The organism is Streptomyces sp. NPDC048248, from assembly GCF_043201875.1.
GTDB lineage: Bacteria > Actinomycetota > Actinomycetes > Streptomycetales > Streptomycetaceae > Streptomyces.
The window spans coordinates 142130-156051 of the sequence record NZ_JBICZL010000010.1 but is presented as its reverse complement, the minus strand read 5'-3'; the positions used below and the strand labels follow the sequence as shown (position 1 = coordinate 156051).

The window sequence follows — 13922 nt, the reverse complement described above, 5'->3', positions numbered from 1 at the left end:
GTCCCCGGGTGCGGGCCCGGAAGCGGATCTTAGGCCGAATTTGGCGCTTGTGGGCGATTATTCCGGCCCTCTTCACGACTTTCTAAGGTTAGGCTAACCTCTGGGCGTGCATGTAGGTGAAGAGACCTCCGCGGCCGTGCGCCCCCGTGGTCATGAATTGTCGGCCATGGGTGTCACCGTGGCGTACGAAGGCGTCGATGTCGTCCACGACGCCTCGATGACGCTGCGGCCCGGCGAAGTGACGGTCCTGGTGGGCCCGAACGGCAGCGGGAAGTCGACACTCCTGCGCACGATCGCCCGGTTGCAGCGGCCCAGGACGGCCAGGCTCGTCATCGACGCCGACACCGACGGCCTCGCTCTGGGCCCCCGTGAGTTCTCGCGCCATGTCGCTCTGCTGACCCAGGGGCGCCCCACCCCCAGTGGACTGACCGTACGGGACGTCGTCGAGTTCGGCCGCTACCCGTACCGGGGCCGCTGGGGCAAGGCCGACCCGGACGGGCGGGCCGCGGTGGATCGCGCGCTGGCCATGACGGGCGTCGAGGAGCTCGCCGAGCGGGGCGTCGAGCACCTCTCCGGCGGGCAGCTCCAGCGTGTGTGGCTGGCCGGCTGCCTCGCCCAGGAGACCGGCGTGCTGCTCCTCGACGAGCCGACGACCTACCTCGACCTGCGGTACCAGGTCGAACTCCTCGACCTCATACGTGACCTGGCGGACGACCACGGCATCGCCGTCGGCGCCGTCCTGCACGACCTCGACCAGGCCGCGACCGTCGCCGACCGGATCGTGCTGCTCCACGAGGGGCGGATCCTCGCCGCCGGCCTCCCCGAAGACGTCTTCACGGCCCAGCGGCTGACCGACACGTACGGCATCCGCATCGAAGTCGACACCGACCCCCTTACCGGACGGCTGCGCACCCGTGCGATCGGCCGCCACCACACGCGAACCGAAAGGCTCAGCGCCGCCTCATGAGACGCCTCCTCCTCACCGCCGCGGCCGCCGCCGTGGCGGCCCTCACCCTGACCGCCTGCGGGACGACCGAGCCCGCCGCCGACGACGCAAAGCGGACCACCGGCGAGCGCATCACCCTCACCGACGCCTCCGGCAAGAAGGTCCAACTCGACGGGCCCGCCAAGAAGGTCGTCGGGACCGAGTGGAACGTCGTCGAGAGCCTGGTGTCGCTGGGCGTCGACCCGGTCGGCGTCGCCGACGTCAAGGGGTACAAGGCCTGGGACACCGCGGCCCCGCTCAAGAACACCCCCAAGGACATCGGCACGCGGGGCGAGCCGAGCATGGACGCCATCGCCGGGCTGTCCCCGGACCTCATCGTCGCCACCACCGACCTCCCGCAGGCCGCCGTGAAGCAGTTGCGCAGGGTCGCCCCGGTCCTGTCGCTCCGCCCCGCCGATGCCGCCGACCCGATCGGGCGGATGACCGGGAACCTCGACCTCATAGCCAAGGCCACCGGCACCACGCAGCGGTCCGCGAAGCTCAAGAAGGGCTTCGAGGCGAAGCTGGCCGAGGGGAGGAAGGAGCTCGCCGACGCGGGGCTCGACGGCGCGCAGTACGCCTTCGCCGACGGCTACGTCACCTCCAACCAGGTCTCGATCAGGCCCTTCACCAGCGGCTCGCTCATCGGGGCGGTCAGCGAGAAGCTCGGCCTGAAGAACGCCTGGAAGGTCAAGGGCGACAAGAGCTACGGCCTCGGCGCCACCGATGTCGAGGGGCTGACGAAGCTGGGCGACGACGTGCGGTTCGCCTACATCAGCAATGACGGCGACAAGAGCAGCGCGCCGTTCACCGGCACCCTGGCCAAGGACAAGGTCTGGACGTCTCTGCCGTTCGTGAAGAACGACCACGTGCACCGGCTGCCCGATGGTGTCTGGATGTTCGGCGGCCCCGCGTCGATGAACGAGTACATCGACTCCGTCGTCGAAGCGCTGACGAAGTAACACCATGGCCGTCACCGCAACAACCCCCGCCACCCGTCCGTCGGCGGTCACGTCCCGGACGGGCGCGGCCGTGGTGACGGTCGCACTGGTCCTCCTCGTCGCCGCACTGGCGATCGTGGACATCGCACAGGGCACGGCCGCGGTCGGCCCCGCGCAGGTCTGGAAGGCGCTCACCGGCCGGGCCGACCCGGCCGACGCGTCCGTCGTCATCGCCTCCCGGCTCCCGAGGATGACCGCGGGGCTGCTCGTCGGCGCCGTGCTCGGCATGGCGGGAGCCGCCCTGCAGACCGTCAGCCGCAACGTGCTCGCCTCACCCGACACCCTCGCGGTGAACGCCGGCTCCTACCTGGCGCTCGGGCTGGCCACCGTCACCGGTGTGTCCCTGCCGCTGTTCGCCTCCTCCGGCGTCGCGTTCGCCGGTGGCCTCGCTGCGGCCGCCGTCGTGCTGGGGCTGTCCGGTCTCGGCGCCGGCACGGTGCGCCTCGTACTCGCCGGCAGCGCCCTCACCTTCGGCCTCACCGCCGTCACCGAGGGTCTGCTCCTGTTGTTCCCCCGGCAGACCGAGGGCCTCTACCAGTGGAACCAGGGCAGCATCGCCCAGAACGGGTTCGACGGCGTGCTCCAGATGGCGCCGATCTGCCTGGCCGGTCTCGTCGGGCTGCTGCTGGTCGCCCGCCGGATGGACGCGCTGGCGCTCGGCGACGACGCCGCGCGCGGCCTCGGCGTGAAGGTCCGGGCCACCCGGGTGACGGCGGTCGTGCTCTCGGCCCTGCTGTCCGCGGCGGCCGTCACCCTGGCCGGTCCGATCGGCTTCGTCGGCCTGTGCGCCCCCGCCCTCGTACGCCCCCTCGCCCGCAGGGTCCGCGCGTTCGCACGGACGCGGGCCGGCCTTCCGGTCACCGGCCTCACCGGGGCGGCACTGGTGCTCGGCTCGGACGTGCTGCTGCGCGCCGTCGTGCCCACGGACATCTCGGTCGCCGTGCCGACCGGTGTCGTCACCAGCCTCGTCGGCGCCGTGTTCCTGATCATGATGGCCACACGGGTCCGGGACACCGCCGGAGCGGCCGCGGAGGACCGGCTGCGGGTCAGGAGCCGGAAGACCTTCCTCACCTTCACGGCCGTCCTGGTGGCCGCACTCGTCGGTGTGGCGATCGCCGCCGTCCTGCTGGGTGACAACAAGCTGCTGCTGGGTGACGTGGCGAACTGGGCCCAGGGCCGGGCCGGCCGGGCCGTCACGTTCGTCCTCGACACCCGCGTGCCGCGCGTCCTCGCCGCGCTGCTCGCCGGCGGTGCCCTCGCCCTGGCGGGGACACTGATCCAGTCGGTGACGCGCAACCCCCTCGCGGATCCCGGTGTCCTGGGCGTCTCCGGCGGGGCCGCGCTCGGCGCCGTGCTCCTGGTGACCACGGTGGCGGAGGCCGGTTCGTGGAGCATGGCGGGCGCCGCGTTCGTCGGCGCCGCGTTCAGCGCCGTGCTCGTCTTCGGGCTCGCCGCGCGGGGCGGGTTCCGGCAAAACCGGCTGGTCCTCGTCGGGTTCGGCTTCGCCACCGGGGCAACTGCGCTGATCAGCCTGCTGATCGTGCTCACCGATCCGTTCAACGCGACGAAGGCCCTCACCTGGCTTTCGGGCTCCACGTACGGCCGGACGCTGCCCGACGTGGCGCCCCTCGCGGCCGTGCTCACGGTGGGCGTGCTCGTCGCGTTCGTACGGCGCACCGAGCTCGATCTGGTGTCGCTCGACGAGGACACCCCAAGGCTCCTCGGGCTCGATCTGTCGCGCGGACGCCTGGGATTCCTGGTGTTGAGTGTCCTGCTCAGCGCCACCGCCGTGGCCGCGGCGGGCACCATCGGATTCGTCGGGCTGGTGGCGCCGCACGCGGCCCGTGGCCTGGTGGGCCGGCAGCACGCGCGGGTCGTTCCGGTCGCGGTACTGTTCGGCGCTGTGCTCGTCTGCGCCGCCGATCTGGTGGGCCGCACGGTGATCGCGCCGGCTCAGCTCGGCGCCGGCCTCATGACCGCGGTGATCGGCACGCCGTACTTCCTCCATCTGCTCGTACGCAGCCGCCGCTAGACGTCACCCGACCGGTCTCCCCCGTCGGCCCCCTCGCCACGACTCGCGTCCGCGGTCGGTTCGGTCTCTTCGGTCGGTTCGGCCTCCTCCGCCAGGAGGGCGAAATCAGTGATGACGGGGGCCAGTTCGCCGCGGACCCACAGGGGGAGCTGGTCGCGGTGATGGCTGCCCCCGGGGACTCCGTGGGCACCCAGGGGAACCACCCACAGGCTGTTCTCCCGGCGGGAGAGATCCCAGACGTAGCGGGCGGAGGGGCCACGTGCGCTGAGGTCGGTGACGCCGGGCGTGCTGGACGTGGCCAGTACGCAATCGTGATCGCCGCCCAGTCCGGGCCACCGCTCGCCCTCGACGGAGGGCAGGGCCCGGCCGGGAGCGAGACGGTGGAGTTCGCCCCATGCCACGGGCTCGGCGCCGGCGACCTCGTCCAAGGCGGCACCGACGATTCCCGGCACGTCGAGGCCGGCGAGCCGGTCGGTGGTCAGCAGGGTCTCCAGCGCGAAGGCGACCTTCGAGGTGAGATTCAGCCAGCTCTCGAACACCGCGGGATACCTCAGGGGCTCGGCGAGGCATTCCAGCTGTGGAGCTGCCGCGATCCGGCGCGAGACGGCCGAGCGCAGGCGGGCGTAATCCGCCGCGGCGATGCTGTCGGCGTCCATATAACGGTTCCAGGACAGCAGGCGCTCCCTCAACCGCTCGGCCGCGGGGCCGAGTTCGTCGAGGCGGGCCACCTGCTCCAGCAGTGGCCCGGCGGCGGTGAGAAGGGTGTCCATGTGGATTGCCGCCATGTCGGGGGCCGTCCAGTCCCGTGACTCCCGCAGCAGAGCTTCGATGCGGTCGGCGCGGTGCGGCGGTGCGAACTCCACCCCGAGGAGACCGGCGAGACCCCGGGCGTTCGCCATCACGGCGATGCCGTCCACCTCGGCGCGAGGTGTGCCGTGACGTCCCTGCCAGCCGTGCCCCCGCTCCCAGGCAGGCACGATCCGCAGCCAGTTGTCCCGATGGCGGACGGGTACGTATCCGGCCACGCGGTGCAGCAGCTCTCCGGTGGCGTCGGCGGCGTGCACCACGTTGACGGGCTCGATCCAGCGGTCCAGCGCCCGGTCCACGTCCGCGACCGTGCGGGCACGCAGCAGGGCGGGAAGCACGTCGAATCCGAGATCACCCGTGACACGCGGCGGGTAGCGAAGGCTGATCCCCCCGGGCATGCCGGCCGGTTCCGCCTCCGGACCGGCGCCCTCCGCACCGGCGGCGTCCGCGGGGGCTGCGAGATCTCCGAGGTCTCCGAGGCCTTCGATGACGACCGGCCCGCGCTCCGTCTCGATCACCTCGACCTCGACCGGTTCGCCTCCGGCGACCTCGATGGTCTCCCGGTGATGGGCGGCCGGCGACCATCCCTCCGGCCCCAGCGCCTCGATGCCGCCGCCCGCGCGGCGCAGCCGTTCCCGGTACAGGTCGTGGTAGTCGGACATGGCGTTGGTGATGGCCCAGGCCACCGTTCCGGTGTGGCCGAAATGGGCGATACCGGGGACACCGGGTACGGCGAAGCCGACGACGTCGTACTCCGGGCAGGACAGGTGCAACTGCTGGTAGACCCCGGGGTCCTGGATGAAGCGGTGCGGGTCGCCCGCGATGAGCGGTGCGCCGGCGGCAGTGCGCTCTCCCGAGACCATCCAGCCGTTCGACCCTGCCGTACCGGGGTCATCCGTGGCGAAAAGCTCGATGGCGTCCGCACCGAGGCGACGGGCGACCTGCTCGCGCCACAGCTTCGTCGGGAAACCCGCGAAGAGGATGTGGTGGGCGAGCCAGATGCCGAGGGGCGCCCACGGCTGCCACGGCTCCGGCGCGAGTCCGGTGGTGGCGAACTCGGGCGCGGCTGCCGCGCCCCGTTCCAGAGCGGAGTTGACCCCGTCGACGTACGCCGTCACCCAGGCCGCTGTCTCGTCGTCGAGGTTCGCGAAGCAGCGCCGTGCGGTGTCGTCGAGCCTGGCCTGGCGGGCGAACCGGTCCCAGACGACGGTGGCGGGACCGAGGAACGAGGCGGTGGTGCCCTGGGAGCGGTGCCGCTCCACCTCGATCTGCCAGGCCCGGTCCAGTGCGGCGTTCTCGCCCTGGCCGAAGGCCAGTTGCAGCGGGTCGGACGCCCGGAGGTGCGGAATGCCCCAGGCATCCCGGTAAGTCTTGACCGCCACTGCTCTCTCCGCCTCTTCCCGCAGGGATTCAACCCTACTTAGGTTAGCCTGACCTAAGCAGGGGGAGCGATAGGAGAGGTGGGCGGGCATGAAGCATGGCTGGGAGGGCGTCGTCCTCAAGCTGATGCGGGGGAGGAACTTCACCCTCACCGTCCAGACCGCGAAGGACATTGCCGACCGCTACCGCAGGCTGCGTTTCGACGACGGTGGCTCGGCCCGACCGGGACGCACCCCACCATGTGGGTGCGCCTGTGGTTCGACAGCGCGGGCGCACCACACCAACGCGCCTACACGCTCCTGGACCCGAATCCCTCAACCGGCACCTTCAGTATGGAGTTCGCACTGCACGAGGGCCGCGCAAGCGAGTGGGCACGCGCCGCGCGTCCCGGCGACACGATCGAGGCGACCGTCCAGGGCACGGGCTTCACCGTGCCCCACTCCCTGCCGTCACGACTTCTCGTGATCGGGGACCCGGCGTCCCTGCCCGCCATCAACTCGCTCCTGGACTCGATGCCGCTGACACCGGCCACCATCTGGTTCGAGACTCCGCACCCCGCCGACGAGCAACTGCCGCTGCGCTCCGGCACCGCGCGCCACGAGGTGCGCCATGTGCCCCGGCGCGACAACGGAGCGCTGCTGATCGAAACGGTGCGATCCGCCCTGCTCGCCCACCTGGACGACCGGCTCCTACGTTTGGATCGCGTGCGACACATCGACGACCCGGGCCCTCGCCTCGTTCGTGCGCAGGCAACTCGGCGTACCCAAAGCGCGGTTGCACTCCATGGGCTACTGGCGCGCCACCTGACTCCGTCGCACTTGCCGGTTGCGCCGTCACCGACGTAGCACCGGGGAGCGGTCAACCGCAGGGGTTGCCCGGATACTCGTCGCTCTCCGCCGCGCCCACCTCACGCATTCTGCGCAGGATCTCGTGCAGGGTCGCCTCGTCATCGATGAACTCGGGGCAGTTGGTCTGCCGGTCGAAGACCATGGACTCTGCCGGGGTGGTCCAGATGACCCACCGGTGGGGGTACGGCGGCGCCTCCCACAGGTGTGCGTAGCGCTCGATGGTGTCCCGTGTGCTCACTGCGCCACCTCCTTGGACTCGCGGCCGTCGACGAACGTCGCGACCACCTCGATGTCTCCGATGCGCGAGGTGTCGACACTCCGCGGGTCGTCTCCCAGGACGACCAGGTCGGCGCGCTTGCCGGGGGTGAGGCTGCCCGCGCTGTCGTCCCAGCGGCAGGCGTAGGCACCGGCGACGGTGTAGGCGCGCAGGGCCTCGTCGACGGTGAGGGCTTCGTCCGGGCCGATCAACTGCCCTGATGTGGAGGCGCGTTCGACCATGAACTGAATGGCCCGCAGCGGCTGGCCGTGGGTGACGGGCCGGTCGGAGCTGCCGACGACCGTGACGCCGTGGTCGAGGAATCCGCGGCCGCGGTACATCCACGGCGCGCGCTCCTTCCCCATGACGGCCGCGTAGTCGTCGCCGAAGTAGCGCAGGAAGTTCGGCTGGATCACGGCGCTGACGCCGAGCCGTGCGAAGCGCGGGAGTTGGTCGGGGCGGATCAGCCCGGCATGCTCGATGCGGTGCCGCGCGTCCGGACGGGGCCGCAGGACCTGTGCCCGCTCCAAGGCGTCCAGCGCGAGGTCGGCGGCGCGGTCGCCGATGGCGTGGACGGCGAGCTGCCACCCGGCGAGGTGTCCGTCCACGATGAGGTCGGCGAGACGGTCGGGGTCGTCCTGGAGCTGTCCGGAGTGCTCCATGCCTTCGTACGGGGCGGTGAGCGCGGCAGTGCGGGCCATCATGCCGCCGTCGGTGAAGATCTTCAGCGCGCCCAGGGACAGCCAGTCGTCACCGAACCCGGTGCGCAGGCCGAGGTCGAGAGCCCGCGGTATGCCGTCGCTGCGGTGCGCGGCGACGGGCCGCAGGGTGTCGCCGCCCGCCATGAGCTGGATCCGCAGAGGCAACCGGCCCTGGTCGCGCAGCAGTTGATAGGCACCCGCCTCGACGGGGCTGTAGCCCAGCAGGCCGCCTCCGACGCCGGCCTCGGCGCAGGCCGTCACTCCTTCGGCCAGGCAGGCGCGGGCGGCGTGCTCGATCGCGTCGGCGAGTTCTTCCTGGGAACACGGCAGGCGCAGCCGGCGTGCGGCGCCCATGGCGCCCTCCACCAAGTAGCCGTCCTGGTGCGGGATGTCGGCCGGAAGCAGGTCGAGGACGGCGCTGTTGACGACGCAGGCGTGTCCGGAGTCGTGCATCATGAGCACCTTGCGGCCGTGGCTGACGCGGTCCAGCTCGGCGGCGGTCAGATGGCGCCCCAGCGCCCGCTGGTCGTACCCGGCGATGTCCACCCAGGCGCCGGGCGCACTCGGCCGGGAGGCGGCCTCCGCCACGACCGCGAGGATGTCCTCGACCCGCTCGCACGGCGCCACGCTCGGGGTGCTCGCCTTGAAGCCGGCCCACGACAGGTGCGCATGGCTGTCGATGAAACCGGGCAGCACGGTGGCGCCCTGCAGGTCGATGACCTCGCGTGCGGGCAGTGAGGTCACCGCGGTGTCCAGGCCCACGATCCGGCCCCGCCAGATGCCCAGGTCATGGGCGACGGGGTGGTCCGGGTCCATGGTGAGAATGTGCGCGTTCGTCAGCCTCGTACAGAGCATGGGCAGTCCGTCCTGGGCGGTGTCAGCTGGTTTCGGCCATCGATGCGGCCCGCACGGTGCCGGCGGCGGGCGTGCCTGCCGGGCGCTCCTCGGGCGCGTGGACCCTGGGGGCCGCCGGGACCATCAGCGGTGTACCGGTCTCCGGGTCGTCGATGATGCGGCAGGACAGCCCGAACACGTCCTCGACCAGCTCGGCGGTCATGACGGTCGCCGGGTCACCTTCGGCCGCGACCGTGCCGCCCGCCCGCATCACGATGAGGTGGGTGGCGTAGCGGCACGCCTGGTTGAGGTCGTGCAGGACCGCGACGACCGTGTGCCCCTTGCGCGCGTGCAGGCAGGCGCACAGGTCGAGCACCTCGACCTGGTGGGCGATGTCGAGGTACGTGGTCGGCTCGTCCAGCAGCAGGATGGAGGTCTGCTGTGCCAGCACCATGGAGAGCCAGACACGCTGGCGCTGGCCGCCGGAGAGGTCGTCGACGGGCCGGTCGGCGAGATCGAGTACGCCGGTCTGCCGCATCGCCTCGGCCACGGCCGTCTCGTCCTCCGCGGACCACTGCTTCAGCAGTCGCTGGTGCGGATAGCGGCCACGGGCGACGAGGTCCCCCACGGTGATGCCGCCGGGCGCGGTCGACGACTGCGGGAGCAGCCCCAGCCGGCGGGCGACCTCGCGGGAGCGGTACGACGCGATCGCGGCACCGTCGAGGTAGACCTGGCCCGCCCGGGGTTTGAGCATCCGGGCGAGGGCCTTGAGCAGAGTGGACTTACCGCAGGCGTTCGGTCCGATGATCACGGTGAAGGAGTGGTCGGGGATGTCGACGCCGAGGGAGGTGGCCACCGTCCGCTGGTCGTAGGACAGCGTCAGGTCCTCGGCTCGCAGCCGGGGTGTCAGGGGGTGCGTTCCAGTCATGCGCGGCTCTTTCGCGACTCGGTGATCAGCAGCCAGATGAGGTACAGCCCGCCGATGGTGCCGGTCGCCGTGCCCACCGGGAGGAGGGTGGGGGCGAAGACCCGCTGCACGACGAGGTCGCTCAGGGCGAGCAGCAGCGCACCCATGAGGGCGGACGGCAGCAGTGCGGGACCGGATGAGCGGCCCAGCCTGCGGGCCAGTTGGGGCGCGGCCAGTGCGATGAACCAGATGGGACCGGTGACCGCGGTGGCGAACGCGGCCAGGGCGACACTGATGACGAGCATGGCCGTGCGGGTGCGGGCCACGTTGACGCCCAGGGCCATGGCGGTGGTGTCGCCCATCTCCACCAAGGAGAGCCGGCGGGCGAGGACGACGGCGAGCGGAAGCAGCACGGCCACGGCGAGGCCGATGGCGCTCGCGTGCTGCCATCCCCGGTTGCTCAGGCTGCCGATGAGCCACGCCTGGGCCTCCAGCGCCTCCTGCCAGGTCGCCCGGGTGATGAGGTAGGAGTTGACGGCGAGAAGCAGGGCACTGACGCCGATGCCGACGACGACGAGCCGGAAGCCCTGCAACCCCCGTCCCAGCATGAGGAGGTAGACCGCGCCTGCGGTGGCGAGGCCGCCGAGCAGTGCGCCGATCGCGATCTGCGTCATGCTGCCATGCAGCACGATGATGACGCCGAGCGCACCCACCGCGGATCCGTTGGTGAAGCCGATGATGTCGGGGCTGCCGAGGGAGTTGCCGGTCAGGCTCTGCAGGATGGCGCCGCTCACCGCCAGGGCCGCGCCGACGCCCAGGGCGGTCAGCAGGCGCGGCATGCGCAGTGTGTTGACGATGAAGTCCGCGGCGCCCGATCCTGTGCCCGTCACCGCCCGGAGGACCTCGCCGATGGACAGCTGGTAGTCCCCGGTGGTCAAGGTGATGCCCATGACCACCGTGAGAACGGCGAGCAGCACGGCTGTCAGTGCGAGAGCCCGGCCCTGCACCCGCAGGGACACGCCGCCCCTTCCGGTGCGGATGACCAGCCCGCTGACGACGCGGAGCTTCGGGGCATCGACGGATCTGGGCACTCGGGCGTTCGCCTCCCGTACGGAACTCACAGCATGACCAGCTTCCGGCGGCGGCACAGCGCGATGAACAGCGGCGCGCCGATGAACGCGGTGACGATGCCGACCTGGATCTCGCCGGGGGCGCCGAGGACCCGGCCCAGGACGTCCGCCCCGACCAGCAGGATGGGCGCGAGCAGCATGGAATAGGCGAGCACCCACCGCTGGTCGGGGCCGACGATGAAGCGGGCCACGTGCGGCACGGCGAGGCCCACGAAGGCGATCGGGCCCGCCGCGGCCGTGGCGGTGCCGCACAGCAGCATCACCGCGATCGCACCCAGCACCCGGGTGCGGCCGACGTTCACCCCCAGGGCACGGCCCACCTGGTCGCCCAGGGCCAGGGCGTTGAGCGAGGGGGCGAGCCCGAGTGCCATGAGGAGGCCCACCACGACGAACGGCAGGGTGAGGTGGACGATGTCGAAGTACCGGCCGGCGAGGGCGCCCACCGTCCAGAAGCGGAACTGGTCGAACGCCTTCGGATTGAGCAGCAGCACCGCCGAGTTGAAGGCATACAGCACCGCGGTCACCGCGGCTCCCGCGACGACCAGCCGCTCGGGGGTGGCCAGCTTCCGTCCTGAGGAGCCCAGCAGGTAGACCACCACCGACGTGACGGCCGCGCCGAGGAGGGCGAACCACACATAGCCGAGGGGCGCGGCCACCCCGAGGAAGGCGATGGCCACGACCACACCCGTCGAGGCTCCCAGGCTCACCCCGAGCAGTCCGGGGTCGGCGAGCGGATTGCGGGTCAGGGCCTGCATCAGTGCGCCGGAAAGCCCCAGTGCCGTGCCGACGAGGAGTCCGAGCAGGGTACGGGGGATGCGGTAGTCGTGGATGATGACCGAGGCTTCCGAACCGTCCGGCTGCCACAGAAGGCCCCATGTCGAGGTGAACGGGATTCCCCTCGTGCCCACCCACACACTGACCAGCGAGACCAGGACCAGCGCGCCGAGCGCCAGGAAGAGGCCCGTGCCGCGCAGGGTGCCCACGCCCCTGCGCGCCTCGGGCGCGGCGAGCCCGCCGGCCTTGCTTGCGGATGCCGCCTGGACTTCGACCGACAACGACAACTCCCCCTGGCGGTGGGTACGCGAGCGACACAGGACGCGTCGCGGACGGCGATGGAGCATCAACGCAGTGCGCCACAGTGCGACTTAGGTGAGGCTAACCGAACGCCCAAGACCGGTCAACGCAGCCGGAGTTCGGACGTATGCGGGGGTACGACCTGCCCTCGGGGGCCTTGGCAGGGAAGTCAATCAAGGTAGGCTTACCTAACCATCCAGTCCTGTTCTGTGGAGGACCCGCATGCCCGCTGGAGGACCAACGGGGGGACACGTCCTCCGCAGAGCGCTCGGCGACCAACGACGCCGTATCGCCGTCGCCTCGATCCTCGGCATGGCGCACCAGGTGTGCGAGGCCATGGTCCCGGTGGTCATCGGCCTGGTCATCGACGAGGCCGTGGCGACCGGCTCCTCCGGCGCCCTCCTGCGGTGGCTGCTCGTCCTCGCCGCGCTCTTCTTCATTCTCTCCACGTGCTACCGCAATTCCGCGAGGCTGACCGAGTCGGCGGCGGAACGCGCAGCGCACCGGATCCGGCTCGACCTCGGTGACCGGGTGCTCGACCCGCGGGGCGGCGCCGACGCCGGCCGCCTGCCCGGCGCGCTGACCGCCGTCGCCACCGGTGACGCCCGAAGGGTGGGCTCGGTCGCCTCCGCAATGCCGTACGCGATCTCGGCGCTCGCGGGACTGGCCGTCAGCGCGGTGGCGCTGCTGCGCGTCTCGGTACCGCTCGGTCTGCTCGTCCTCCTCGGAGTGCCGCCCCTGCTGTGGCTCGGCCACCGGATCAGCCGCCCGCTGGAACGGCGCAGCGAGACCGAGCAGGAGCGCGCCGCCCATGCCTCCGGTGTCGCCGCCGACCTCGTCGCCGGCCTGCGCGTCCTCAAGGGGATCGGCGCCGAACCGGCCGCGGTGTCCCGGTACCGCGTGACGAGCCGGGACTCGCTGGCCGCCGCCCTGCGCGCCGCCCGCAGCCGGGCCTGGCACGACGGCGCGATCCTCGCCCTGACCGGAGTCTTCATCGCGGTCATCGGGCTGGTCGGCGCCCATCTGGCGATGCGCGGCACGATCAGCGTGGGCGATCTGGTGGCGGCCGTCGGTCTGGCCCAGTATCTGCTCGGGCCGTTCCAGCTCCTCACCTACGTCAACGGCGAGTTCGCCCAGGGCCGCGCCTCGGCCGACCGGATCGCCGAGGTACTCGCCTCGCCGCCGTCCGTCACGGCGGGCACGGCCGCGCTCCCCGACCCCGTCGCCGGGCGGCTCCGGCTGCGCGGTGTCACACACGGCGCGCTGCGCGGGGTGGACCTCGACATCGCCCCCGGAAGCCTGGTCGGCGTGGTCGCCAAGGACCCGGCCGTGGCGAACGACCTGCTGCTCTGCCTGGGCCGCGAACGCGACCCCGATGAAGGGGGCATCGAGCTCGACGGCGTACCGCTGACCGAGCTGGCCCCCGAGGACGCCCGCCGCGCGATCCTCGTCGCCCACCACGACGCGGACCTGTTCGAGCACAGCCTGCTGGACAACGTACGGGCCGCGACGGACGACGACACCACGGACGTCGAACCCGCGCTGGCCGCCGCGACCGCGGACGAGGTCGCCGAGGCCCTGCCCCAGGGCGTGGACACCGTGCTCGGCGAACGCGGGCGGTCGCTCTCCGGCGGGCAGCGCCAACGGGTGGCACTCGCCCGCGCCCTGGCCGCGGATCCGCCGGTGCTGGTCGTCCACGACCCGACGACCGCCGTCGACACCGTCACCGAGTCGCGCATCGCCGACCGTCTGCGGCACCTCCGCCGCGACCGCACGACGATCCTGGTCACCACCAGCCCCGCGCTGCTCGCCGGGACCGACCGTGTGGTGATGCTCGACGGCGGCGCCGTGGCCGCGGAAGGCCCCCACCCCGAGCTGGTCGCCGCCCACGAGGCGTACCGCACCGCGGTGTTGGCATGACGCCGGTGCACGCCCTCTCCGTGAGCGAGAGGGACCCGAAGCCAGTG

Annotated in this window: 10 protein-coding genes and 1 pseudogene; 5 read left to right on the top strand and 6 right to left on the bottom strand. The window is 71.8% G+C overall.

All coding sequences use genetic code 11. The features are described 5' to 3' along the window. The first annotated feature begins 106 nt into the window (after positions 1-106). The 3 genes from ACGFZW_RS22740 to ACGFZW_RS22730 are packed head-to-tail and all read left to right on the top strand — an operon-like array spanning position 107 to position 4018. The gene (locus ACGFZW_RS22740) at positions 107-967 is read left to right on the top strand and encodes an ABC transporter ATP-binding protein (RefSeq protein ID WP_393895009.1); all 861 of its coding nucleotides are present in this window, start codon (positions 107-109) and stop codon (positions 965-967) included. Further along, on the top strand, positions 964-1947 hold the full coding sequence (locus ACGFZW_RS22735; RefSeq protein ID WP_393895008.1) for an iron-siderophore ABC transporter substrate-binding protein: 984 nt from the start codon (positions 964-966) through the stop codon (positions 1945-1947). The genes ACGFZW_RS22740 and ACGFZW_RS22735 overlap by 4 nt, the downstream gene beginning before the upstream one ends. A gap of 4 nt (positions 1948-1951) precedes the next feature. Continuing rightward, entirely contained in the window at positions 1952-4018 is a 2067-nt protein-coding gene (locus tag ACGFZW_RS22730) for an iron ABC transporter permease (RefSeq protein ID WP_393895007.1), read from the top strand. Here ACGFZW_RS22730 and ACGFZW_RS22725 read toward each other — a convergent pair. Beyond that, a complete protein-coding gene (locus tag ACGFZW_RS22725) occupies positions 4015-6207 on the bottom strand; it encodes a penicillin acylase family protein (protein WP_393895006.1) in 2193 nt (730 codons plus the stop codon). The two genes, ACGFZW_RS22730 and ACGFZW_RS22725, sit on opposite strands and share 4 nt — an antisense overlap. A gap of 88 nt (positions 6208-6295) precedes the next feature. Here ACGFZW_RS22725 and ACGFZW_RS22720 point away from each other — a divergent pair. Next, a pseudogene (locus ACGFZW_RS22720) lies at positions 6296-7012 on the top strand (siderophore-interacting protein). Positions 7013-7063: 51 nt separating this feature from the next. Here the strand turns inward: ACGFZW_RS22720 and ACGFZW_RS22715 are convergent. From ACGFZW_RS22715 to ACGFZW_RS22695, 5 genes are read right to left on the bottom strand one after another with little or no spacing between them, the layout of a single operon-like run. Beyond that, on the bottom strand, positions 7064-7291 hold the full coding sequence (locus tag ACGFZW_RS22715; protein WP_393895005.1) for a hypothetical protein: 228 nt from the start codon (positions 7289-7291) through the stop codon (positions 7064-7066). Further along, a complete protein-coding gene (locus tag ACGFZW_RS22710; protein WP_393895004.1) occupies positions 7288-8865 on the bottom strand; it encodes an amidohydrolase in 1578 nt (525 codons plus the stop codon). The genes ACGFZW_RS22715 and ACGFZW_RS22710 overlap by 4 nt, the downstream gene beginning before the upstream one ends. Before the next feature lie 22 nt (positions 8866-8887). Next, positions 8888-9772, bottom strand: coding sequence for an ABC transporter ATP-binding protein (locus ACGFZW_RS22705; RefSeq protein WP_393895003.1), 885 nt, complete (start codon positions 9770-9772; stop codon positions 8888-8890). Continuing rightward, complete coding sequence (locus ACGFZW_RS22700; protein WP_393895002.1) at positions 9769-10872, bottom strand: FecCD family ABC transporter permease; 1104 nt, start codon at positions 10870-10872, stop codon at positions 9769-9771. Before ACGFZW_RS22700 ends, ACGFZW_RS22705 begins: the two co-directional genes overlap by 4 nt. After that, positions 10869-11936 carry a FecCD family ABC transporter permease gene (locus ACGFZW_RS22695; protein WP_393895001.1) on the bottom strand — a complete coding sequence of 356 codons (1068 nt, stop codon included), beginning with the start codon at positions 11934-11936 and terminating at the stop codon, positions 10869-10871. The genes ACGFZW_RS22700 and ACGFZW_RS22695 overlap by 4 nt, the downstream gene beginning before the upstream one ends. Positions 11937-12177: 241 nt before the next feature. Here ACGFZW_RS22695 and ACGFZW_RS22690 point away from each other — a divergent pair, with 241 nt between their 5' ends. After that, positions 12178-13875 (top strand): ABC transporter ATP-binding protein, encoded by a 1698-nt coding sequence (locus ACGFZW_RS22690; RefSeq protein WP_393895000.1) that lies wholly within the window; start codon positions 12178-12180, stop codon positions 13873-13875. Positions 13876-13922: the final 47 nt, after the last annotated feature.